Annotated in this window: 20 protein-coding genes, 1 tRNA gene and 4 pseudogenes; 14 read left to right on the plus strand and 11 right to left on the minus strand. The window is 42.6% G+C overall.

Annotation, left to right across the window (positions count from 1 at the left end; all coding sequences use genetic code 11):
- Window positions 1–414 precede the first annotated feature (414 nt).
- Window positions 415–756, plus strand: coding sequence for a helix-turn-helix transcriptional regulator (locus A8O14_RS05935; RefSeq protein WP_068948672.1), 342 nt, complete (start codon window positions 415–417; stop codon window positions 754–756).
- A complete protein-coding gene (locus tag A8O14_RS05940) occupies window positions 756–2,063 on the plus strand; it encodes a type II toxin-antitoxin system HipA family toxin (RefSeq protein ID WP_068948673.1) in 1,308 nt (435 codons plus the stop codon). The genes A8O14_RS05935 and A8O14_RS05940 overlap by 1 nt, the downstream gene beginning before the upstream one ends.
- A gap of 29 nt (window positions 2,064–2,092) precedes the next feature.
- Here A8O14_RS05940 and A8O14_RS05945 read toward each other — a convergent pair whose 3' ends face one another.
- Window positions 2,093–2,860: a metallophosphoesterase gene (locus tag A8O14_RS05945; protein ID WP_068948674.1), complete on the minus strand. Its 768-nt coding sequence runs from the start codon at window positions 2,858–2,860 to the stop codon at window positions 2,093–2,095.
- Between the two features lie 155 nt (window positions 2,861–3,015).
- Between A8O14_RS05945 and A8O14_RS05950 the strand changes: the two genes are divergently transcribed.
- The gene (locus A8O14_RS05950; protein ID WP_068948675.1) at window positions 3,016–3,621 is read left to right on the plus strand and encodes a 3'-5' exonuclease; all 606 of its coding nucleotides are present in this window, start codon (window positions 3,016–3,018) and stop codon (window positions 3,619–3,621) included.
- Between the two features lie 272 nt (window positions 3,622–3,893).
- Here the strand turns inward: A8O14_RS05950 and A8O14_RS05955 are convergent, their stop codons facing one another.
- Both A8O14_RS05955 and A8O14_RS05960 read right to left on the minus strand, forming a co-directional pair.
- The gene (locus tag A8O14_RS05955) at window positions 3,894–4,493 is read right to left on the minus strand and encodes a hypothetical protein (protein ID WP_145915336.1); all 600 of its coding nucleotides are present in this window, start codon (window positions 4,491–4,493) and stop codon (window positions 3,894–3,896) included.
- 76 nt (window positions 4,494–4,569) lie between these two features.
- Window positions 4,570–5,154, minus strand: a pseudogene (locus tag A8O14_RS05960) (type I restriction endonuclease); the annotation flags it as partial.
- A 144-nt stretch (window positions 5,155–5,298) separates the two neighbouring features.
- Between A8O14_RS05960 and A8O14_RS05965 the strand changes: the two are divergent.
- The 3 genes from A8O14_RS05965 to A8O14_RS05975 all read left to right on the plus strand — a co-directional run bounded on the left by A8O14_RS05965 (window position 5,299) and on the right by A8O14_RS05975 (window position 7,752).
- Window positions 5,299–5,601, plus strand: a complete 303-nt coding sequence (locus A8O14_RS05965) for a hypothetical protein (RefSeq protein ID WP_068948678.1) — start codon at window positions 5,299–5,301, stop codon at window positions 5,599–5,601.
- Between the two features lie 49 nt (window positions 5,602–5,650).
- Window positions 5,651–7,339, plus strand: coding sequence for an ATP-dependent nuclease (locus A8O14_RS05970; RefSeq protein ID WP_068948679.1), 1,689 nt, complete (start codon window positions 5,651–5,653; stop codon window positions 7,337–7,339).
- A gap of 86 nt (window positions 7,340–7,425) precedes the next feature.
- The gene (locus A8O14_RS05975; RefSeq protein ID WP_068948680.1) at window positions 7,426–7,752 is read left to right on the plus strand and encodes a hypothetical protein; all 327 of its coding nucleotides are present in this window, start codon (window positions 7,426–7,428) and stop codon (window positions 7,750–7,752) included.
- A gap of 97 nt (window positions 7,753–7,849) precedes the next feature.
- Here the strand turns inward: A8O14_RS05975 and A8O14_RS05980 are convergent.
- Window positions 7,850–7,939 (minus strand) — tRNA-Ser (locus A8O14_RS05980).
- 158 nt (window positions 7,940–8,097) lie between these two features.
- Between A8O14_RS05980 and A8O14_RS05985 the strand changes: the two genes are divergently transcribed.
- Window positions 8,098–8,355 (plus strand): type II toxin-antitoxin system Phd/YefM family antitoxin, encoded by a 258-nt coding sequence (locus tag A8O14_RS05985; protein WP_068948681.1) that lies wholly within the window; start codon window positions 8,098–8,100, stop codon window positions 8,353–8,355.
- Between the two features lie 8 nt (window positions 8,356–8,363).
- Window positions 8,364–8,774, plus strand: coding sequence for a type II toxin-antitoxin system VapC family toxin (locus tag A8O14_RS05990; RefSeq protein WP_068948682.1), 411 nt, complete (start codon window positions 8,364–8,366; stop codon window positions 8,772–8,774).
- 3 nt (window positions 8,775–8,777) lie between these two features.
- On the opposite strand, the gene A8O14_RS05995 is transcribed toward A8O14_RS05990, so the two are convergent.
- Window positions 8,778–9,911, minus strand: coding sequence for an NAD(P)/FAD-dependent oxidoreductase (locus A8O14_RS05995; RefSeq protein ID WP_068948683.1), 1,134 nt, complete (start codon window positions 9,909–9,911; stop codon window positions 8,778–8,780).
- A gap of 100 nt (window positions 9,912–10,011) precedes the next feature.
- On the opposite strand from A8O14_RS05995, the gene pgi reads away from it, so the two are divergent.
- The 4 genes from pgi to A8O14_RS06015 all read left to right on the plus strand — a co-directional run bounded on the left by pgi (window position 10,012) and on the right by A8O14_RS06015 (window position 13,635).
- The gene (pgi, locus tag A8O14_RS06000; protein WP_068948684.1) at window positions 10,012–11,514 is read left to right on the plus strand and encodes a glucose-6-phosphate isomerase; all 1,503 of its coding nucleotides are present in this window, start codon (window positions 10,012–10,014) and stop codon (window positions 11,512–11,514) included.
- Between the two features lie 81 nt (window positions 11,515–11,595).
- Window positions 11,596–11,856: an AbrB/MazE/SpoVT family DNA-binding domain-containing protein gene (locus A8O14_RS06005; RefSeq protein WP_216217794.1), complete on the plus strand. Its 261-nt coding sequence runs from the start codon at window positions 11,596–11,598 to the stop codon at window positions 11,854–11,856.
- Entirely contained in the window at window positions 11,856–12,224 is a 369-nt protein-coding gene (locus A8O14_RS06010; RefSeq protein WP_068948685.1) for a type II toxin-antitoxin system PemK/MazF family toxin, read from the plus strand. The genes A8O14_RS06005 and A8O14_RS06010 overlap by 1 nt, the downstream gene beginning before the upstream one ends.
- A gap of 25 nt (window positions 12,225–12,249) precedes the next feature.
- A complete protein-coding gene (locus tag A8O14_RS06015; protein ID WP_068948686.1) occupies window positions 12,250–13,635 on the plus strand; it encodes a phosphomannomutase/phosphoglucomutase in 1,386 nt (461 codons plus the stop codon).
- A gap of 144 nt (window positions 13,636–13,779) precedes the next feature.
- Here A8O14_RS06015 and A8O14_RS06020 read toward each other — a convergent pair.
- From A8O14_RS06020 to A8O14_RS06035, 3 genes and pseudogenes are all read right to left on the minus strand, one after another.
- Window positions 13,780–14,868: pseudogene (locus A8O14_RS06020) on the minus strand (IS3 family transposase).
- 145 nt (window positions 14,869–15,013) lie between these two features.
- On the minus strand, window positions 15,014–15,208 hold the full coding sequence (locus tag A8O14_RS06030) for a transposase (RefSeq protein WP_099092304.1): 195 nt from the start codon (window positions 15,206–15,208) through the stop codon (window positions 15,014–15,016).
- 61 nt (window positions 15,209–15,269) lie between these two features.
- Window positions 15,270–15,599, minus strand: coding sequence for a VanZ family protein (locus tag A8O14_RS06035; RefSeq protein ID WP_099092331.1), 330 nt, complete (start codon window positions 15,597–15,599; stop codon window positions 15,270–15,272).
- A 354-nt stretch (window positions 15,600–15,953) separates the two neighbouring features.
- On the opposite strand from A8O14_RS06035, the pseudogene A8O14_RS11675 reads away from it, so the two are divergent.
- Both A8O14_RS11675 and A8O14_RS11500 read left to right on the plus strand, forming a co-directional pair.
- Window positions 15,954–17,111 (plus strand): annotated as a pseudogene (locus tag A8O14_RS11675) (IS3 family transposase).
- A gap of 35 nt (window positions 17,112–17,146) precedes the next feature.
- Window positions 17,147–17,356 (plus strand): annotated as a pseudogene (locus A8O14_RS11500) (integrase core domain-containing protein); the annotation flags it as partial.
- 355 nt (window positions 17,357–17,711) lie between these two features.
- Here the strand turns inward: A8O14_RS11500 and A8O14_RS06050 are convergent.
- From A8O14_RS06050 to A8O14_RS06060, 3 genes are read right to left on the minus strand one after another with little or no spacing between them, the layout of a single operon-like run.
- On the minus strand, window positions 17,712–18,272 hold the full coding sequence (locus A8O14_RS06050; RefSeq protein ID WP_068948689.1) for a WcaF family extracellular polysaccharide biosynthesis acetyltransferase: 561 nt from the start codon (window positions 18,270–18,272) through the stop codon (window positions 17,712–17,714).
- Window positions 18,269–19,234, minus strand: a complete 966-nt coding sequence (locus A8O14_RS06055; RefSeq protein ID WP_068948690.1) for an NAD-dependent epimerase/dehydratase family protein — start codon at window positions 19,232–19,234, stop codon at window positions 18,269–18,271. Before A8O14_RS06055 ends, A8O14_RS06050 begins: the two co-directional genes overlap by 4 nt.
- Before the next feature lie 6 nt (window positions 19,235–19,240).
- Window positions 19,241–20,470, minus strand: a complete 1,230-nt coding sequence (locus A8O14_RS06060; protein ID WP_068948691.1) for a glycosyltransferase WbuB — start codon at window positions 20,468–20,470, stop codon at window positions 19,241–19,243.
- Window positions 20,471–20,474 lie beyond the last annotated feature (4 nt).

Consider the following 20,474-nt stretch of genomic DNA (forward strand, 5'->3'; position numbering starts at 1 on the left):
CTTTTTCTTACATATACACACTTTTTCTTACGATTACACATATTTACACACTTTTTCTTACATATTTCAATAGATTCCTACATTTTTAAACATATCCTCACTTTTTCTTACGAAAAAGTCGTTTAGGCAATTTTTGCTAAACAGCCCAAAAGATATGAATTCAACTGCAATATGCAGTTTTGTTGACATATTGACTCAATATAGTGTGATATATGCATTTTTATTGACATGCCGCCGACCAAGGTGCCCTTGACGCAAATAGACCGCTTATATTCTACTAGTTTAAATTATTAAATGACTCATAAATGAGTCCCTAATTAACTTAAGGTCTTATTTATGAGTCATTTTTATTGACCAATGAGGTATAAACAGGTATATTAGTGTCTCGTACTTAATGAAGAGCATGAGGCAACTATGCGCGTAGATCAACAACTGACCCTAGCATCAAAGCAACTTGGCCAATCCGCTGAAATAGCGCAATGCCTAGTGTCCTTACGCCTTGCCCGTCACGTTCGCCAAGGTGAGGCTGCGGTTCGTGCCGGCCTTGCTCGTGCAACTGCCCAGCGCATTGAAAAAGGTGATCCTGGCGTTGCCATTGGCGCGCTCCTGCGCTACTTAGATGCAATCGCTCCAGGCATGACCCTAGTGCAACTCTTAAGCGGCAATGATCCTGCAATCGCTGCCTTGGAGCGTCGTTCGCGCCCTCAACGTGTACGTGACTTAAGTACAGCTGAACTGAAAGCGCTTGATTTCTGATGGCAAACACAACTAAAGACCTGTTTGTCTTTGCCAATCTTGATGGTGAATTTGTACCAGCAGGACAACTACAAGTAGATGAGGAAGGCTCAAGGCTCATTGCCTCTTCATTTGCCTATGGCTTGCGCTACTTAGATAGGGGCAATGCACAGGAAATTGACCCTGTTGCCCTTAGCCTTAAGAATAAAAGCGAGATCAAAGGCAAGCGCCTCGTTCCACCAAATGGCCTAGAAGCTTTTGGCGGAATTCGGGATGCTGCTCCTGATTCTTGGGGAAGAAGAGTTATTGAGGCAAGACTTAAGGTTCCAGCTAATAGCCTGCCAGAATCAACCTACCTTCTTGAGGCTGGTAGCGATCGCATTGGGGCGTTAGATGTTCGAGCCTCCTTAGATCAAGAAGAGCGCCTTACTCATGAAAGTATTCACAATCTATCTTACGTACTGGAAGGTGCGCAAAAGATTGAGGCTGGCTTACCAGTTTCCGAAGCACTATCCAGAATTTTGATTGTGGGTAGCGGCCTAGGGGGTATGCGCCCAAAGGCAAGCGTGCGTGATGATGACAATATTTTATGGATGGCCAAGTTCCCAGGCAATACTGATGGAGTCTTAGATGTACCAAGCATTGAATACGCCACCCTCAAACTTGCAGAATTAGCTGGCCTCAATGTAGCGCAAACTCAATTAGAGCAAGTTGGCAAGAAAAAGGTGTTGATGGTTAAACGCTTCGATCGCTCTTGGACCGCTGCAGCTCGTTCAGTAGAAATTCGTCATCATGTGGTTAGCGCCCTCACCCTCGTTGCTTGCCACGAATCGGAGTCCAATACAAAAAGCTATATGGATATTGCAGATGCTATACGCAGATATTGCCTGGTTCAAACAGTCAAATCGGATATAGAAGAACTATATGCACGCATGATCTTTAACCTTTTTGTCAGCAACGATGATGATCATCTACGCAATCATGCCTTCTTATGGAATCAGGAGCTTAAAGGCTGGAGCCTAAGCCCACTCTATGATGTGATGCCACATGCAGTCATTGCAAGCGAGCGCTATCAACATCTAGGTATTGGGCCTCAAGGCAAGCTAGCAACCCTAGACAATGCCTATGCCGCTAAAGAACGCTTTGGTCTATCTGCGCAGCAAGCAAGCTCCATTATTGATCGCGTATGGCGAGTAACTAGGCAGTGGAAAACACACTTCGAAAGCCTTGGAATTCCTGCAGATCAAATTGAAGGAATCTCCCGGGCGTTTAGGCACATTGATGATATTTGCAGTCCCGGATTAATTAAGACTTTAGCTAAGGGTTAATCCCTCGTTAAGAAGGTCTTGCTGGACAACTAGATTTCAACAATAAGGGCTGGATTGAATTCTGGGTTTTCAGCGTGATTAGATCGAACATAACCGCGGGGATTACAAACTACCCTAGTGCCATTCATTTCATAATCGCAGGAATCATGCGTATGCCCATGAATCCATAGAGACATCTTGCCAAAGAGGTGCGCCAACTCCGAAGAAAAGCAGGCGGACAATAAATCTTGCTTATAGCGCTCTGCAACTGAGCCCATTGAGGGTAGATGGTGCGTAATCACCACTGTCTTGCCATCAAATGGTCTCTCTAGCTCCTGCTGTAGCCAAGCCAATGATTTTTCATGTAATTGAATCGATTTTTTCGGGGAAAAATTTCTTCCTCCATCGCGTATTGCTCTAAAGTCATTTAAGTAAAGCTCGCCATACGATAAGCATTTAGACTTTAGATCCTGACCAAATAATAAAAAGTCAGTCCATAACGTAGCCCCCAAGAAGCGGATGGGAGTATTTGATTTTGGATCCTGTAGTTGCAGCACATCATCATCTAAAAAATGAATTCCGTTCTCAGTGGATGTGTTCCTCATCCGTTCAATGGCGTGAACACGCTGGGAACCATAGAACTCATGATTGCCAGCCACATAAATAATCTCTTGATTCGGAAACGATTTTCTAGCCCAAGTTATACCCTCGGAGCGCAGGCTAATATCACCGGCCAGGACAATAACATCTGCCACATTCAATGCAGGTGAAAAGTCGGCAAATTCTAAATGCAAATCACTTAGTACATGAATTTTCATAATTTAGATATGTCGCCATGATGATCTTGATATTGAGATCTAGTGTAGTCAATAAATTAACCATGACGTCCTACAAGGAATTGAGCTTGGCATTGACGTTAGCCTTGGGGGACTCTACATTATCAACACACTACTAAAAACCGTGTTCATCAAAAATGTATCAAGAACAAAACTATTTCTCGCTTGATTTAGAGCTCAATAATGCCCAAGATAATTCCACAGTAAATCCAAAGATCATTCAAATAGGGTTAGCAGTCGGAAACTACCATGACTATGTCAATCAATCCCTATCTACGTATAAATGGTTCTTAGATCCTAAAGAGCCTATTTTTGAGTTCATCACCCAATTAACAGGCATTTGCAATCAGGATATTTCTGACTATGCAGTTCCACATGAACAAGCAGCTAAAGAAATTGGTGAAATTATTACTAAGCGCAATTGCTTTGTTAATCCCATTACCTGGGGCGGTGGCGATTCACTTGAACTGAAATCTGAATTTAAAGATCGAGGTATCACCTTTCCCCATTTTGGTCGTCGCTGGATCGATGTCAAAACTTGGTATAGCTTGCACATGCTTGCCATGGGCAAAAAACCCAGTGGCGGCCTGTCCTCAGGCCTGGGTTCTTTTAAGCTTCAATTTGAAGGCAGTCCACATAGAGCAGATGTTGATGCTCTCAATACCTTGAGGCTTTTCTTTGAAATCCTTCACAGGCACAATCGGATATATCAACTGGTAAACGATGCCAAGGCTTTGAAATAGCCGTATCTATATACCTAAAAATAGGGTTATTTTGATTCCGCTGGATTTGATTATTTGAACTTTCCAAATCTTTGGGAAAAAATGAAGGCTTGCAACACATTTACAGATAACCCTTCACAGTATCAATTGCTTGATCCTCACGATATAAGCTAAGTTGTAGACGAAAAAGGGCTATATCTGCTGTTTTGTAGACAAAATGAGGTGCTTATGGCGTCTAAAGACATTTCTGTCTACATGCCACTGATTTTGAGTGGCATGTAATTCAGACCTATCTATATCCCCATATTGCCTAAATGCTGAGCGATACGATCCATTGGGTTTTCGGAGCTAGCCAGTGGCGCACCTAAGGTGGATGTTCGCGCCCGAATAGGCTGAAGCGTCTGCAGTGGCGTGATCTTTGCATTGGCGAAGCTAGGCTCTGGCATCCCTATTGAGTTGTAGATGGATTCAATCGTAGATTGCCATTGCTCTGGTTTATTAGTTTGCACAAACACCTGCATATAAAAAGGATCGGTCAGATACTTGTAAAAGCATTGAGCCTTAGCCGAATGATCAACCTCATCTTCGCGAGAGTTTAAGTATTTGATGATCTGGTGCTTGGCCTCTAATACTAGCTCGGCAGGTTTCTTCTGCTTGTTAGATACTGACATTGCGTTATCAACAAATTGACTTTCGATTTCATATTTATGAAGAGCATCTTGCAAACTCACCACAGTAACTTGCAAATCCTCAACCTGCTTTTCTAGATCTCGTTTTTCATTGATGATCTTTTGGATTCGTTCGCACCCACGCTTTGACTTGATGTCGCCAGAGGCTTCTTCATTAGGCTTGTTATTGTTCTCGGGGCTCGAATCCACAGGTCCAGGGTTCAACACCCGATTGATCAATTCTTCTGCGCTTTCAGTCTGAATGGCTGGCTGTGGGAGAACATCTACATTGATTGCAGCTGGTAGCCATTACCAGCAGAATACGGTTAGCGCCATTGGCCACAGCTTCAATTGTTCTGTTCACTGCATTGACTTGGTAATACCTTGGAGCGCGCCCAGTGCCATCATCGTAATAAGGCATCTCTACCGTATTTTTTGCCTCAGGGGTATTTACACCCTTCCATTTGCAGTAACGCGCCCACAGCTCTTCTGGTGTTGGGAATGCCTCTAAAGAAAGCTCTTGTTCAACCTTATCTGCCAGACCAGTTCGGTCGTGCATTAAGAATGCATCGCCATTTGAACTAAATACAAATGGCACATCCAGCGTTTCCGCATAATCTAGTGCCTGCTGCATTCCGGCACCCACGCTTAAATTATTTTCTTTGGCCTCTATTACGGCAATTGGGATATTGGATTTGTAATACAGAACATAATCAGCGCGCTTTTGTTTTCCGCGCGTATGTAACTTGCCGCGCACAATGATGCGCCCCTTGGTGAAGCTCAATTCTTCACGAATTTGAGTATAAAGATCCCATCCAGCTTTCAAAATGGCCGGGGTAATGAACTTAGTACAAATATCACGTTCGCTAAGGGATTTCTTACTCATTCAATAATGCCAAAAGTTATATGTATCCCTTAATAATATAAGGAAATCAGTCATTTACTGGCATTTTTAGTGGTTAGAGAGATTGGATCACTTTTTAAGCATTTATGCGCATAAACTGGGACTAGATTAGCCATTAGGAAATCCATGAAACATCAATTTTGCTTAATTACATTATTAATATACGGGCTTGCCCATGGGCAAGCCATTTATGGACCAAATGTCGAGTACAAGGGCTACGTACAAACCTCACCCAATGGTGTATCGAATTCATATAGCGCCACTGGAGCATTGCAGGGGTCTGCTCAAGTGCAAGGCAATCAAACTAATTTTTATGGGTCCCAAGGTCAGTATCAGGGAAATATTCAAGCGCCCATTGTTACGCCACCCAACACGACTATTAGCACACCGCGACAAGTTAATCAGTCACCATCGATTAAAGGATGGTAGTAACTCATAAATTCCAAAATTTAGCGGCCCAACACCTTAGGAGCGTTAATTGAAATTAGTAAGCTTTTCAGCAAAGAATTATAGAAGTATCACGTCCGCACATAAAATTACCCTATCAGACGTCACTGTATTAATTGGCCGAAATAATGAAGGAAAATCTAACCTTCTAAGGGCCCTTGGGACTGCGATGGTCCTACTGCAAAATCATGCTGCAGGTAAGAACGCCCTGAGGCGCATCAGAACACTGCTTACCTCAGATGACGCCTATACGTGGAAACGAGATTTCCCAATTCAATTCCAAAACCGTAAAACTTCAGCTTTCACAGTTTTAAATTTAGAATTTCAATTAACAGAAGACGAATTAAATGAGTTCTATGATGAAATTAAGTCTAATTTAAATGGACTTCTGCCCCTTGAAATACAGCTTGGTAAAGATAATGAGCCGAAGTTTAGGGTTGTAAAGTCAGGCAAAGGCGCCAAATCACTGACGCAAAAATCGGAAAGAATTGCTCAATTTATTGCCTCCCGAATTCACTTTAACTATATTCCAGCCATAAGGACTGAAAGAGATACGTTAAACCTAATTGGAACGCTCGTAGAGCAAGAGCTAAAAACGCTCGAAGAAGAGCCTAGCTATAAGGATGCATTAGATACGATCTTCAAACTTCAACAGCCTATTCTTGATAATTTGTCTCTCCAGGTAAAGGATGCGCTTCATGAATTTTTACCTAATATCAATTCAGTACGTATTGACATCCTAGAGCCGTCAAGAAGATACGCCTCAAGACGAGAGGTGAACGTAATAGTGGATGACGGCGTAGCAACAAATATTGAACAGAAAGGAGATGGTGTTAAAAGCTTAGCAGCCCTTGGTTTATTGAAAAGTAAGAACGCTAAACCTGGAGCCTCGATACTTGCGATTGAAGAGCCAGAGTCACACCTTCACCCTGCAGCGATCCACCAAGTAAATGAAATAATTCAATCAATATCCCAAACATCTCAAGTTTTAATTACTACGCATAATCCGCTTTTTGTAAAAAGAGCAGACCTTAAATCAAATATTATAGTAACCGATGGAGGGGCCACTCCCGCCAAAAACATTTCTCAAATTAGAGACCTACTAGGAATTAAGGCGTCTGATAACCTTATAAATGCAAGCTATGTACTTGTTGTTGAGGGAGCTGAAGATGCGAAAGCATTGAGGGCAATTCTTCCAACCCTAAGTGAAAAACTGAACAAGGCTCTTAAGCAGAACTTACTTGTTATTGATAGTCTTGGGGGCTCTGGAAAACTTTCGTACAAATTATCCCAACTTAAAAATGCTTTATGCGCTACTTATGTCTTACTTGATGATGATCAAGCCGGCCTTGATGCGTTTCATAATGCAAATTCTAGTGAGCTACTTTCACATGCCTATTGTACTTTTACTATTTGTAAAGGAAAAAACAATGCTGAGTTTGAAGATGTAATTGACATCGACCTATATAAGGACGCCGTATTAAAAAGTTTCGGGGTTGAAATTAACGCGAATAAACTTAAAGGTAAATTAAAGTGGTCTCAAAGGATTGAAGCCGCCTTCAAAAGCCAAGGAAAGCAATTTGATAATCAAATTCTTGCTGCTCTAAAAAAATGCGTAGCAAATGAAATTGAAAAAAATCCACATCAATCTCTAGACAAACATCAAAGAGATAGCATTGATGCCCTTGTCGTCGCGCTTGAGAAGCTGGTAAACCTTTAATATTTAACTCAATCACAACCATCGGAACACCCCCACAGGTAAATCAAGTACCCAGCATCAAGGGTTGGTAATTGGATAATGGAGGTATGACTACATACTCTTCATCCAATTGCTCTCAAAAATTTTCAGTAGATATGTTTAGCGAACGGCGCCCTCTAAGTGAGAGCCCTTGGCTACACATAGGTAAATTCGATGATTTGAACCAAGCCATCAATAGCTGCAAAAAGGTAGTTGATGATTTTTTGAGTTCTCGCGTAAATCTGGCCGAAAGTGCTGACCAGCTAGTTGCTGACTTTCTGTATCACGGCGATGTCCCAACCATCAGTGGCGCCGAGAATCTACGCTCTTTTGATGTCTATGAATACCTTGCTGAACGTAGCTCGCAAATACATAACCTAAAGGGATCTAATTAGGCCCAAATTGAGACGCTGTTTGTGTGGTGGGTAGAGTGGTGGGTAGAGGAGCCCCAAAAACAAAGAGCCCCATGATTAGGGGCTCTGCTGTCGTATATGGCGGAAGAGGTGAGATTCGAACTCACGGAGGACTTTCATCCTCGCCAGTTTTCAAGACTGGTGCATTCAACCGCTCTGCCACTCTTCCATTTGCGATTTCAGCCTTAGATTATAAGTAATTCAGTCTAGTCCTAGATAAAAATCCCATTTTCTGTATTTGGGGGTTCTCAAATAGTCTATTTAACAGAACACCTAGGCTTATGATTTCTGCTAAACTAGTCAGGTATCTAGTCAGGAGAAATAGCCATGAATAACCACTGGGCTGTACAGGATGCCAAAGCAAAATTCAGCGAGCTTCTTAACGCTTGTCTTGCCGAAGGACCTCAAGTAGTCACAAAGCGCGGTCATGAGACTGCAGTTCTAATCACGATCAAGGAGTGGAATACATTGAAAAAATTAGCGAAACCATCACTCAAATTACTTCTGCTATCGGAGGAAGCGAGGGGTGAATTAATCATTCCCAAGCGTGGCCAAGGCGTTTCTCGCAAACCTATCAAACTTTGAGATAGCGCATGTACTTATTGGACACTAACATCATCTCCGAGTTACGGAGACCCAAACCACATGGTGCTGTCTTGCAGTGGTACAAAAACATTGCCGAGGACGATTTATTCATATCTGCGGTAACTATCGGCGAAATTCAATCGGGCATTGAACTAACACGTACGCAAGATAAAAAGAAAGCTGAAACATTAGAGCAATGGCTACAAAGTATTTCTAATATTCACAATGTATTACCAATGACAGGTTCTACCTTTAGGCTTTGGGCAAAGCTGATGCACAGCCAAACAAATACTGTTAGGGAAGATGCAATGATTGCCGCAACAGCTATTGAAAAAGATTTGATAGTCGTAACGCGAAATACCAAAGACTTCAAGCGCTTCAAGCTTCAATTACTAAACCCCTTCGAAGCGATTCATTAAAGACTAGGAGCGCTTGATTAATCCCTTTAAATACATAGCAATCGCAATACTGGAGGTTAATCCTGGGGACTCAAAGCCATATAAGTTAAAGAGGCCTTGAAGGCTGTGATCTTGTGGCGTATTGAAACAGAAGTCTCCAGCTGGGCTATTGGGCGGGACAATTTTGGCTCTCACGCCTGAATAATCTGGCTGCAAGCTATTGTCTTTGAGGTCTGGCCAGTAGCGTCTCACGGCTTCATAGAATCCATCCCCCCGCTTTGGGTTCACGGTGTAATCAATTTGCTCTTCAGCATCAATCTCAAGCCACTCTACATCTGGCCCAAACTTCGCTTGACCACCCATGTCTAGCGTGAGATGTACGCCCAGACCTCCAGGCTCAGGAATGGGATAGATTAAGTGAGTAAAAGGGGATTTTCCTGAGAGGGAAAAGTAATTTCCTTTAGCGAAATACGCTTTGGGTATTTGCTCTGGGTCTAAGCCTTCAATCTGTTGCGCTACTGCTGGTGCACTCATACCGGCGCAATTAATGAGTAGTTTCGTCTGCAATTTCATACCATCGGGGCCACCGATGTCTAATTCAAAACCACCCTGCGCACCAGATCCAATTGGCTTTGCACTCATCAGTGGCGATTGATAAGCAATCATGCCGCCTGCATCTTCAAAGCCACCCAAGAGCGAGAGCATATAAGCATGGCTGTCCACAATACCGGTACTAGCAGAAAGAATCGCTGCTGAACATTTCAATTTTGGCTCAAGTTGCTTTGCCTCTTCACCTGAAATCATTTTAATTTCTGGCACACCATTATTTTGGGCTTTATAGAGAATAGCTTGCAAAGCATCAATCTGATTTTCATCAGTCGCAACAATCAATTTACCATAGGGCTGAGTAGCCACTTGATGGCTGCGACAGTACTCATAGAGGAGTCGATTACCTGCCACACAGAGTTTTGCCTTCAGAGAATCTTTGGGATAGTAAATGCCCGCATGAATTACCTCGCTATTACGAGCACTGCTGACGGTACCAAAGGCATTTTCTCGTTCAAGTAGTATCGTTTCTCGACCCTGAAGCGCCATTTCTCGAGCAACGGCCAGACCGACTACTCCAGCCCCAATGACGACACAGTCAACTTGCTCCATCTATTTGTCTCACCCAGTATTTATTAGTATGAATATACCGAAATCCTAACATTTTCAGTGCTTAGGGCGGATTGTCATCCCTTATTGATAGAATCGAGGGATGACTTCCAGGCCCTTGCAAAACCCAGATAACCCAACTAACAGCACCTTTACGGCGGTTGACGTAGTACTCGACACCGCCTATCAACATATTGATGCGGCAGAATGGAAAAAGCTATTTTCTGTAGCCAAAAAATCTAAGGTAAAAGAGTTTATTGCTGATATGTTTGCAGGCAAGCATATCAATTTCAGTGAAGATCGCCCTGCATTGCATTCTGCACTTCGCAATCTTCCTAAATCCCCTGTGTTTCTGGATGGCATAGATGTCATGCCAGCAATCGCGGATGTTTGGCGTCGTATTGATGCCCTTTGTAATAAATGGGTTGGCGTTACTGATGTGATTCATATTGGCATTGGGGGTTCGGACTTTGGCCCCCGTTTAGCAATTGAGGCTCTGGCCCATGTTCCCGGTATTGAAAGTCGTGGCATGCGCATGCACTTCTTGGCTAATATTGATACTGCCGAGCTAGCCCGCATTTTGGATCGGGCACAACCGAATAGTACCCGCGTCATTATTGTTTCAAAGTCATTTACTACTCTTGAAACGACCATGAATGCAAAAGCCGTGGTCAATTGGCTTAAAGATAATGACTGTACAAAGGGGCAAATAACGAATTCTTTATTTGCAGTAACTGCCAATGTGCCTGCTGCTAAAGAGTTTGGTATTGAGGAAGACAACATTTATCCATTTTGGGATTGGGTTGGCGGACGTTATTCCGTTTGGTCAGCGGTGGGCTTGCCCATTGCCTTGCAATACGGCTTTAAAACCTTTGAAGAGTTTTTAGCTGGTGCGCACGCAATGGATTTGCATTTTAAGAATGCGCCACTAGAAGAGAATCTTCCAGTGATCATGGCCTTAGCCTTGTTACATCAACAGCAAAAACAGGGCATTACAGCCTATGCAGCTATTCCCTATGCGGATGCCTTGGATGCATTTCCGAAGTGGCTACAACAACTCGATATGGAAAGTAATGGTAAGAGTGTGGACCGTAACGGCAAGCCGGTGAAGTATTCCTCACCAGTCGTTTTTGGAAGCACAGGTAGTAATGCTCAGCACTCCTATTTCCAACTGCTTCATCAAGGCCCAGATATTATCCCGATTGACTTCATAGCAGTTCGCAAGCCGATGAGTGAGCGTCCCGAGGCAATTGCACATCATCGTATCCTACTAGCGAATTGCCTAGCTCAAGCTCAGGCATTGGCACACGGTAAAACTGCTGATAACCCAAATCATGTTTACCCCGGAAATCGTCCTAGTAACCTATTACTCTTACCCGAACTCAATGCTTTCTATTTGGGCGCGCTCTTAGCGCTTTATGAAAACCGTGCAGCCACACTGGGTGCTCTCTGGAATATCAATAGCTTTGATCAACCTGGGGTTGAATACGGCAAAGTTCTAGCTAAGCCGATTGAGAAGGCGCTGGTGAGCGGCTCTGATCCTATCCAGGCTAATGATGACATTGATGCAGTAACCGCAGCCCGTATTAATTTATTAAATTCGTAGTTAAAGCACTATTTTAAAAGCCTTATTGACATTCTGCCATTAAATGTTTATACTTGTTTAAACATAAATAGAGGGTAAATCGTGGCTCCAACGCTAAAAGTGGCTCAAATAGTTCAGGAGTGGGGTAATGGCCTAGGAGTAAGGATTACCTCTCCAATTGCCAAAGCCGCCCATCTCTCTCAAGGCATGCCGATTTCAGTAGAAGTTGTTAAAAATGGCGTCCTCCTCAGGATTGTTGGAAAGCCTAAATTGAGCCTCAGTCAAAAACTGAAAGCGTTTGACCCAGATCAACATGGCGGTGAAGCAATGGCTTCCACGCTCATCGGCCAAGAAATTTTTTAATGGTGGAAAAATTAAAAGTTTGGGTGCCTGAGCGAAGAGACATGATTTGGATTATTTGTAATCCACAATCTGGCAAAGAAATGCAAGGTGAGCACCCTATACTCGTCATTTCTCCAAAAGCATTTAATGAAAAAACAGGCATTGTCATTGGTCTGCCAATGACTCATGCCAAGTCCAATGAAACAAACCCATTTGCAATGAAGTTCTCGCCTAGCAAAGCCGACCCAGTCTATATATTGACACATCAACCAAAGTCCTTTGATTGGCGTTTACGTAATGCAAGGCCACATCCTTGGAAAACACTTCCACCCGCCCTATTTCAAGAAGCATGTGATGGTTTGAATTCCATTATTGAAATTGCTCACTAATCAATATTAAATATCAGGACTAATCGTGCAACTATCGCCATCTATTTTCAAAGCCTATGACATCCGCGGCATTATTGATGAGACTTTAGATCCATCGATTGCCAAGTTGATTGGTCAAGCCTTTGGTACTGAGATGCGTGAGCTTGGTGAAACCGATATTGTGATTGGTCGTGATGGTCGCCTATCAGGGCCTATCTTGATTGAGGCTTTAACTGAAGGTCTACTCTCTACGGGTATCAACGTGATTGATTTAGGCATGGTGGCTACACCCATGGTCTACTTCGCTGCCAATCACACTATCAATGGCAGAACACCCAGATCGGGCATCATGATTACGGGCAGCCATAATCCACCAAACTATAACGGCTTCAAGATGGTCCTAGGAGGCGCAGCCATTTATGGCGAACAGATTCAGGCACTGCGTCAACGGATCGAAGCAAAGCAATTTGTGACTGGTAAGGGCCAACTCAGTAGTTTTGATATTTTCCCAATGTATTTGCAATACATCGTGGGCGACATTAAACTTGCACGCCCCATGAAAATTGCAGTCGATTGTGGCAATGGTGTGGGTGGCGCATTTGCCGGAAAACTGTTTAGAGCCCTAGGCTGCCAAGTTCAAGAATTATTTTGTGAAGTCGATGGGCATTTTCCAAATCATCATCCTGATCCTGCGCATCTTGAAAATTTACAAGATCTCATCAAGAATCTGCAGACGACCGATAATGAACTCGGTTTAGCTTTTGATGGCGATGCAGATCGTTTGGGCGTAGTGACTAAAGATGGTCAGGTGATTTTTCCAGATCGTCAAATGATGCTCTTTGCCAAAGATGTGCTCTCCAGAAATCCTGGCGGTCAGATTATTTACGATGTGAAATGCACGCGCAATTTAGCTACCTTTGTTAAGGAATATGGTGGCGTACCCTTGATGTGGAAAACTGGCCACTCTCTCGTTAAAGCCAAGCTCAAAGAAACTGATGCGCCACTGGCTGGTGAAATGAGCGGTCACATCTTCTTTAAAGACCGTTGGTTTGGTTTTGATGATGGTCTTTACACTGGCGCTCGCTTGTTAGAGATCCTTAGTAAAGAAAAGAATCCAAGCGATACCTTAAACAATCTACCGAATGCCATCTGTACTCCTGAATTACAACTTGCATGTGCTGAAGGCGAGCCTTTCACCATCCTAGAGTTTATGAAAGCCAATGCTACTTTCCCTACTTCCGAATCCATTAATACCATTGATGGAGTGCGAGTGGAATATGCTGATGGCTTTGGTTTAGCGCGGCCATCAAACACCACACCTGTAGTAGTCTTGCGTTTTGAGGCTGATAATGAGGCAGCGATTGCGCGCATTCAAAGTGAGTTCAAAACTGCTTTGTTAGCGGCTAAGCCGGGGGCAGAACTCCCTTTTTAATCTGAAGGATTTCTAATCTACAAACTTACTTTGGGAGTTATCGGCTATTGACGGAGTCCTGCCGCGCTTCTGATGCGTTTTTACTTAAGTACATCTGTAGTAAGTTATCCCCCCTTATTTAACCGAACCTAGAGGTAGAGTTAATTAAGCAACCATGGCCAGTCGCTGTTTCGGGGTGATACCGCCCAATTCCATGTTTGGACGTTGATGATTGTATTTATACATCCATTGCGTTGCAAACTCTTGAACTTCGTTAACACTTTCCCAATAATGCTGAGATAGCCATTCATATCTGACGGTGCGATTAAAGCGTTCTACATAGGCATTTTGTTGTGGTTTACCTGGTTGGATGTGTTATCTGTGGATTTGATGCTTTGCTGCCCACTCCATCAGTCTGCCACTGACAAGTTCCGGGCCATTATCCGCTCGTATAACAGCAGGCTTACCTCGCCAAGCAATGATTTGATCTAAGCTACGAACGACTCGCTCTGCTGGCAATGAGAAGTCCACTTCAATGCCCAAGGTCTTACGATTAAAGTCATCAATGACATTGAACAAGCGGATGGACCTGCCATCTTGCAACTAGTCATGCATAAAATCCATTGACCATACTTGGTTGATGCTCAGCGGTACAACCAAGGCATCTGGCTTATCTCGCACCAAACGTTTGCGGGGTTTGATGCGTAAGTTGAGCTCCAGAGCCTTGTAAATACGGTAGATCCGCTTATGGTTCCATTTAAAGTTTTTTACATTGCGCAGATATAAATAGCAAAGGCCAAAGCCCCAGTTACAGTTGTTGTCGGTCAAGCGGATGAGCCAGCTGGCAATGAGTTCATTCTCGGCATTATTCTTAGCTTCATAGCGATAGCAAGACTCGCTAACGCCAAAGATCTCACAGGCCAGTCTGATCGATACATGGTGTTGGGATACTGCTTTTTGGACCATCTCACGTCTGTGAGATTGGGCTCACCACTTTTTTGTGATGGCCTCGTTTAGTATTTCTGCCTTGAGCTTTTCTTCGATGTACATCTTCTTTAAGCGGGCATTTTCAGCCTCAAGCTCTTTCATGCGGGCCATCATGGAGGTATCCATACCGCCGTATTTGGCGCGCCACTTGTAGAAAGTAGCAGCGCTGATGCCTAGCTCACGGCAAACCTCTGGGACGGCTAAGCCAGCATCTACCCGTTTTAGGGCATCCATGATCTGGCTATCGGTAAATTTAGAACGCTTCATGTAGAACTCCTCTAATAGAGAAAATTCTACCTCTGAGCTCAGTTAATCTGTGGGGGGATTACCGTTTCCCTTAATAACTTCCTTAAGCATGACTTCTCGTAGCGATAAGTCTGCTACGAGCTTTTTGAGGCGAGTATTTTCTTGTTCAAGCTCTTTGAACTTTTTTAGCTTGATCGAGCTTCATACCGCCATAAATCTTGCGCCAACGATAGTAGCTTTGCTCTACTGTGCCCACTTCTTTACAAGCTTGCGCCAAGGTTTTGCCATTGGTGGTTAAAACATCAATTTGACGCAATAAGGTGACGATTTGTTCGGGTTTAAGCCGTTGTCCTTTTGCCATATTTAGCACTCCTTTAAGTAAGAGATCATCAATAATCCTCTCTTATGGAGTGTTACTAAAATCAAGTCTGTTCTCTGATAAACATAAACGATCGAATCGTCAACCACATTGCTAAAATACCCACTAGATCAGCATACCAATCAATCAACTCTCCAGTCCGCCAACCAGTAAAAGACTGAATAATTTCAATTAAACCGCCAAAAGCAGCCAGAGCAAAAAAGATAGTTTTTGGTATCCTAGGATAAGCAATTACTCCTAAGAAGCTCAATATAAAGAATATGAGCATGTGTTGAGCTTTATCCCACCAGTGAAATATATCGTCTGGAGGTAAAAGATATAGTGGTACTAAAAATAAGATTGTGAAAATAAATATAAGACTAAAAAAAATCATCTTTACTTCAATTCGGGCTAAGTACCTACGCCAATTTAATCTCATATTAGTCCAAAATAATCAGATAAAACAAATGAATAACAACCTATATCTCATGACGCTCAAATAGCGTTGAATTAAATTAGATATAGTCAGCATTGTAGTATCCCGCAAAGCAGGACTAATCGAGCTGTGTCACACCCGAAAGCTTAGTCCTTTGAGCTACATGGTATGGAATAGCGCTACCCTTAGTTTCTAGTATGCCCGAATATGTACTTGGCATTCAGGTCCTAGTGACCCCCCCAAAAAAAAGTAATACGGTCCAAAACTAGAGTAAGGTCGCTTTTAACTCTCTTCAAAATGGAGCAGATGGCGATGAAAAAATCCCGATTTACGGAAGAACAAGTGACTTATGCCTTATGTCAAGCCAAGGGCGGAACTGCTGTTGAAGATGTCTGTCGGAGCTTAGGCATTTCGCAGGCAACCTTCTATATCTGGAAGAAAAAATACGGGGAGCTTGGTGCTAGTGAAGTACGTCGTCTGCGCCAACTAGAAGATGAAAACGCCAGGCTCAAACGGCTCGTAGCGGATCTCACCTTAGATAAAAATATCTTGCAGGAGGTGATTAAAAAAAGATCTAAAACCCGTCTGCAGACGCGAAATTGCGGTATGGATTAGGCAAACTTATGGTCTGGCCATTGATAAGACCTGTGATTTTGCTAAGTTATCGTGTTCATGCTGGTACAAGCCGAGGAAAAATGAACAGCAAGAAGGCTTACGTATGCGGATTCGGGAGATTGCCAATGACAGACCTCGCTTTGGTTGTGAACGGATCCATGTGAAGCTCCGGCGTGAAGGCTGGCAAATCAATATCAAGCGAGTCCATCGCTTGTATTGCCTAGAAGGCTTGCAGGTCAGAATGCGTCGCCGACGCAAGAAACATATGTCATTGCATCGCGGTATGCCACCACCAGCAAGTGGCCCCAATGAGCGTTGGACCATGGTCCCACAGGGATTCCCTTTGGTCACTTTGTCCATGATCGGCTGAGTAATGGTTTGACTTTTCGGGTGCTTACCGTGGTCAATAATTGGAGTCGCGAGAGTGTGTTACTAGAGACCGGTTTTAGGCTGACTAGTCGGGAGGTAATTATGGCCTTAAATCGAGCTGCGCAAAGCCGTAAATTACCCGCCTCGATTACCGTGGATCATGGCACGGAATTTACCTCCTCGGTGATGGATGATTGGGCGCATGTAAATCGCGTGAGTTTGGTATTTACAAGATCTGGAAAGCCAACAGATAATGGGCTTTATGAATCTTTTAATGGTCGACTAAGAAGATGAATGTTTAAATGTGCATGAGTTCAAATCCATGGAGGAAGCCAAACGCATTATTGAAGCATGGAGATGTGAAATGACCAACGGGAATCCCTGTGGGATAATGAAAACAGGCCTCGCAGCTCACTTGGAAATCTGACCCCAAGTGAGTACCTGAAACAAGGTCAGAGAAATGCGTTAAACGTAGCTAAGTTCTAATTTAAAACCCTCCACTTTTTGGGAGGGGGTCACAACAAAATGCCTTTATTGAACGATTTAACCGCACTTACCGTCATGAAGTACTCAGTGCACATATTTTTGAAAACCTTAATCAAGTCAAGGACATCACTGAGCAGTGGATCAAGATTTACAACGAGGATCGTCCTCATGCAGCACTAGGGAAGTTGTCACCTATACACTATCGACAACTAGCAGAATTTTCCTCTTTAAGAATGTCTACTTAAATGGGGGTATTACACTAGTCGCCAACCAATCAGTAAGTGGGTTGCCGTCGATAAAAGCCTTACAAGACAGTAATCTCACCGTGCAATTTAGCCAAACTTTTTGTTTAGCGCAGAGCCAGCACTTAACATGGATACATGCCGCCTTCATCGCCTAAAAGAACAACAAAAAACCAATTACGACCATTTAAAAATTAGTCGCACAACTAAAAAAGCATGAGCCCCTGATCTGAAATATCTCAAAGGATACAATAGTTACGAAACTCCCCAATTATCATAGATAAGTATATAGTCCACCATGAATGACACCAACAACAAATCTAAAGATCAGAATAAAAACCCCCAATCTAAATAGCATTCAAGCTGGCAGTCTATTTCTTAATTTGCGAGCTGGTGATCCCACCGCCACAATTCCAGACTCCAAATCTTTTAAGACAGTACTTCTAGCAGCCACTACTGTGCCATGACCAATGGTCACGCCGGGACCAACAAATATATCATTTGGCAACCATACCTCATCTTCTATATTGATAGGATAAGATTCGATGTCAAAAGTAAGTTTTGAAATATTATGAGAGCCTGTACATAAATATACCCTGTGGGCGATAGCTACATTAGATCCAATTGTGATTTTCTCAAGATTATAAATAATAGTGTCATAGCCTATCCAAACATTGTCACCCACTTCTAATTTCCATGGAAAGGTGACCTTTGCTGATGGTCTAATGCGGACATTATTTCCCAACTTAGCCCCGAACAATCTGAGCAACCATGCTCGATAGCCATATAAAAAATCGGGAGATGTACTAAAAAGTAGTGCTTGAACTATCCACCACAACTGGACAATAAAAACATTTTTCCCCCGAAAATTCGGTGGCATCGAAAACTGTGATAAATCTTGGTAAATAGGATCTCTCATTTCTCACCCTTCATCCACAACACAGTTTCTTTAATGCCTGATTTGAGATCATAAGGAAGGGGGCCGATAACCCCTTGCAAATCATGTAAGTCATGCAACATTGGAGTATTCAAATTACTAAGTCTAAATGAAGTGAGTGGTGCTGAAAATCCAAATTTTTGAAATATATCACCAATTTTTGCTAGAGAGATAAGAAAAAAAATGGGGATTTGAAATGGATCTCGAGAGCCAAATTCATGAGCAATTAATTTAGCAAAGGGATAAACATCAATGGGATCATAATCCCCTAGATAGAAAGTTTTCTTATTAACTTTCTCAAGTGATGCCTCCATTAAATTCGCTAATTGATAAACTGTATTCCCAACATATCCAAACGACTTTAATACTTTTAAATTCATTGGATGAAAGTAGACCCCTTTTTGGACTGCATTAAAAAAATTGCGATATGGCACTGAAAACCAAGGGCCCCAAATTGAGGTTGGACGAACAATACACCAAGACCAATTTCTTCCTGGCATCTCTTTAATAATTTTTTCTCCATAAACCTTACTGTAACCATAAGCGGTTGTTGGGCAATAATCTTCATAATTTTTTGGGCTATAACCGATTTTACAAACCAAACGAGATGATGAAAAAACAACACGCTTAAGTTGTGGAAGCTGATTGCAGCATTCAATTACATTCTCCAGCCCCACTGTATTAGCTAAATAATCTTGTTCAGCAGCCCCATTTAAATCGGTTCGGGCTGCAAGGTGGTAGATATAATCTGGCTGAAATTCTTTGAAAGCTTTCAGTATTCCCTCTTTATGCAAAAGATTTACTTTTTTATAGTAAGGGTTGTGGCCTTTATTCCTTGGCTCAACATTGTCCAGACTACATACAATGTCACCATTTTTCAAATGGTAATCCACTAAATTGGTGCCTATAAATCCAGATCCACCTGTAATTAAAACTCTAGACATATCACCTCACTTTAAACCCTTAAACCTATGAAGCTCATCAAAAAAAGTCTGCAATATCACGTTTTTATCTAAATTCTTTTTCGCGTACTGACTCGCAATCAAATTTGGACGGGAACACTCTAGAGCCTGATTTATACCTTCCACCAAAGCCTGAACTGATTCGGGATCTATCAAAGTAGCAATTCCAGGGATTTCAGCACACAGCATACCCAGTGAAGTATCTGCTTTGGCTGTAATAATGGCATTACCTCCTACTGCAAATATGTTAGTAAGCTTAGAAGGTAATACGGCATCCGCAGCAGCATGTTTTTGTATTACCAGATGAACATCAGCGCAAGCTAATAAAGTCGGAAGATTCTCATAACTTTGAAGTGGTGCAAAGATTACATTTGATAAATGAAGGGATTTGGCCATCTCCATTAACCGATCCTTAGTGGCACCCTCCCCCACTATTAGAAATATCACATCTTTCCGATGCTCAAATTGCTGAGCAGTTAGCAGCACCAACTCAAGACCTTGTTTTTCGCCAATATTTCCAGAATAGAGCAGAACCCTACAACCCTCTTTAACACCTAAAGAGTTGAGTATATCAGCAGAGAACTTCACACAACTAAATCGATCTAACTCGGACCAATTTGGTAAAAGAAGCAATTTATCGGGACAAACCCCTTTTGATATGGCACGATTTAACATTGCTGTGGAAATACTGGAAACATAGTTAAAATTCTTCAGAAAAAAACTTTCTAAAGCAAGCGCAGTACGCTTAACCAAACCAGGATGGAGTAATTCTAAGCCAAAAAGAGCATCGACCTCATAATCCTGAATATGCAAAATTGACTTTGCGCCACTTAACCTAGCCGTTAAAATCGCTTGAATGGCGCAAAATAATGTAGGCACAACCAGTATCAACAATTTTGGACGCCAAAATATCTGAGATAGAACAATGGGCAATGAAGAGAAAGCGAAGCTTGCCAAATGGAGAAGGCGATTAATCGCACTTGGGTTTTTGGGCACATATAAAGGACAGCGCCATACCGTTAAACTTTTCTCAACCTCTTTGTGATAGGTTAACTTGGAAAAATTAGGCCAGACTTTCCAATCGGGATAATAAGGTGGAGCAGTAACCACTACAATCTCGTGACCCTGCTCGGCAAGCCACCTAGCCATTTCACCAGTATACTTTCCGATGCCCGTTAATTCAGGGCTAAAATTTAGACCATAAATGAGTATTTTCAGTTCA

The sequence above is a fragment of the Polynucleobacter wuianus genome (assembly GCF_001659725.1).
GTDB classification, from domain to species: Bacteria; Pseudomonadota; Gammaproteobacteria; order Burkholderiales; family Burkholderiaceae; genus Polynucleobacter; species Polynucleobacter wuianus.

Bases quoted from the DNA above. Each gene is read 5' to 3' on its own strand.
- A8O14_RS05950 (WP_068948675.1), top strand. From the start codon at position 3,016: ATGTATCAAGAACAAAACTATTTCTCGCTTGATTTAGAGCTCAATAAT.
- A8O14_RS06010 (WP_068948685.1), top strand. From the start codon at position 11,856: ATGGTGGAAAAATTAAAAGTTTGGGTGCCTGAGCGAAGAGACATGATT.
- A8O14_RS05995 (WP_068948683.1), bottom strand. From the start codon at position 9,911: ATGGAGCAAGTTGACTGTGTCGTCATTGGGGCTGGAGTAGTCGGTCTG.
- A8O14_RS05945 (WP_068948674.1), bottom strand. From the start codon at position 2,860: ATGAAAATTCATGTACTAAGTGATTTGCATTTAGAATTTGCCGACTTT.
- A8O14_RS05975 (WP_068948680.1), top strand. From the start codon at position 7,426: ATGACTACATACTCTTCATCCAATTGCTCTCAAAAATTTTCAGTAGAT.
- A8O14_RS05965 (WP_068948678.1), top strand. From the start codon at position 5,299: ATGAAACATCAATTTTGCTTAATTACATTATTAATATACGGGCTTGCC.
- A8O14_RS05990 (WP_068948682.1), top strand. From the start codon at position 8,364: ATGTACTTATTGGACACTAACATCATCTCCGAGTTACGGAGACCCAAA.
- A8O14_RS06030 (WP_099092304.1), bottom strand. From the start codon at position 15,208: ATGGCAAAAGGACAACGGCTTAAACCCGAACAAATCGTCACCTTATTG.
- pgi (WP_068948684.1), top strand. From the start codon at position 10,012: ATGACTTCCAGGCCCTTGCAAAACCCAGATAACCCAACTAACAGCACC.
- A8O14_RS05985 (WP_068948681.1), top strand. From the start codon at position 8,098: ATGAATAACCACTGGGCTGTACAGGATGCCAAAGCAAAATTCAGCGAG.
- A8O14_RS05940 (WP_068948673.1), top strand. From the start codon at position 756: ATGGCAAACACAACTAAAGACCTGTTTGTCTTTGCCAATCTTGATGGT.
- A8O14_RS05935 (WP_068948672.1), top strand. From the start codon at position 415: ATGCGCGTAGATCAACAACTGACCCTAGCATCAAAGCAACTTGGCCAA.
- A8O14_RS06050 (WP_068948689.1), bottom strand. From the start codon at position 18,272: ATGAGAGATCCTATTTACCAAGATTTATCACAGTTTTCGATGCCACCG.
- A8O14_RS06035 (WP_099092331.1), bottom strand. From the start codon at position 15,599: ATGATTTTTTTTAGTCTTATATTTATTTTCACAATCTTATTTTTAGTA.
- A8O14_RS06055 (WP_068948690.1), bottom strand. From the start codon at position 19,234: ATGTCTAGAGTTTTAATTACAGGTGGATCTGGATTTATAGGCACCAAT.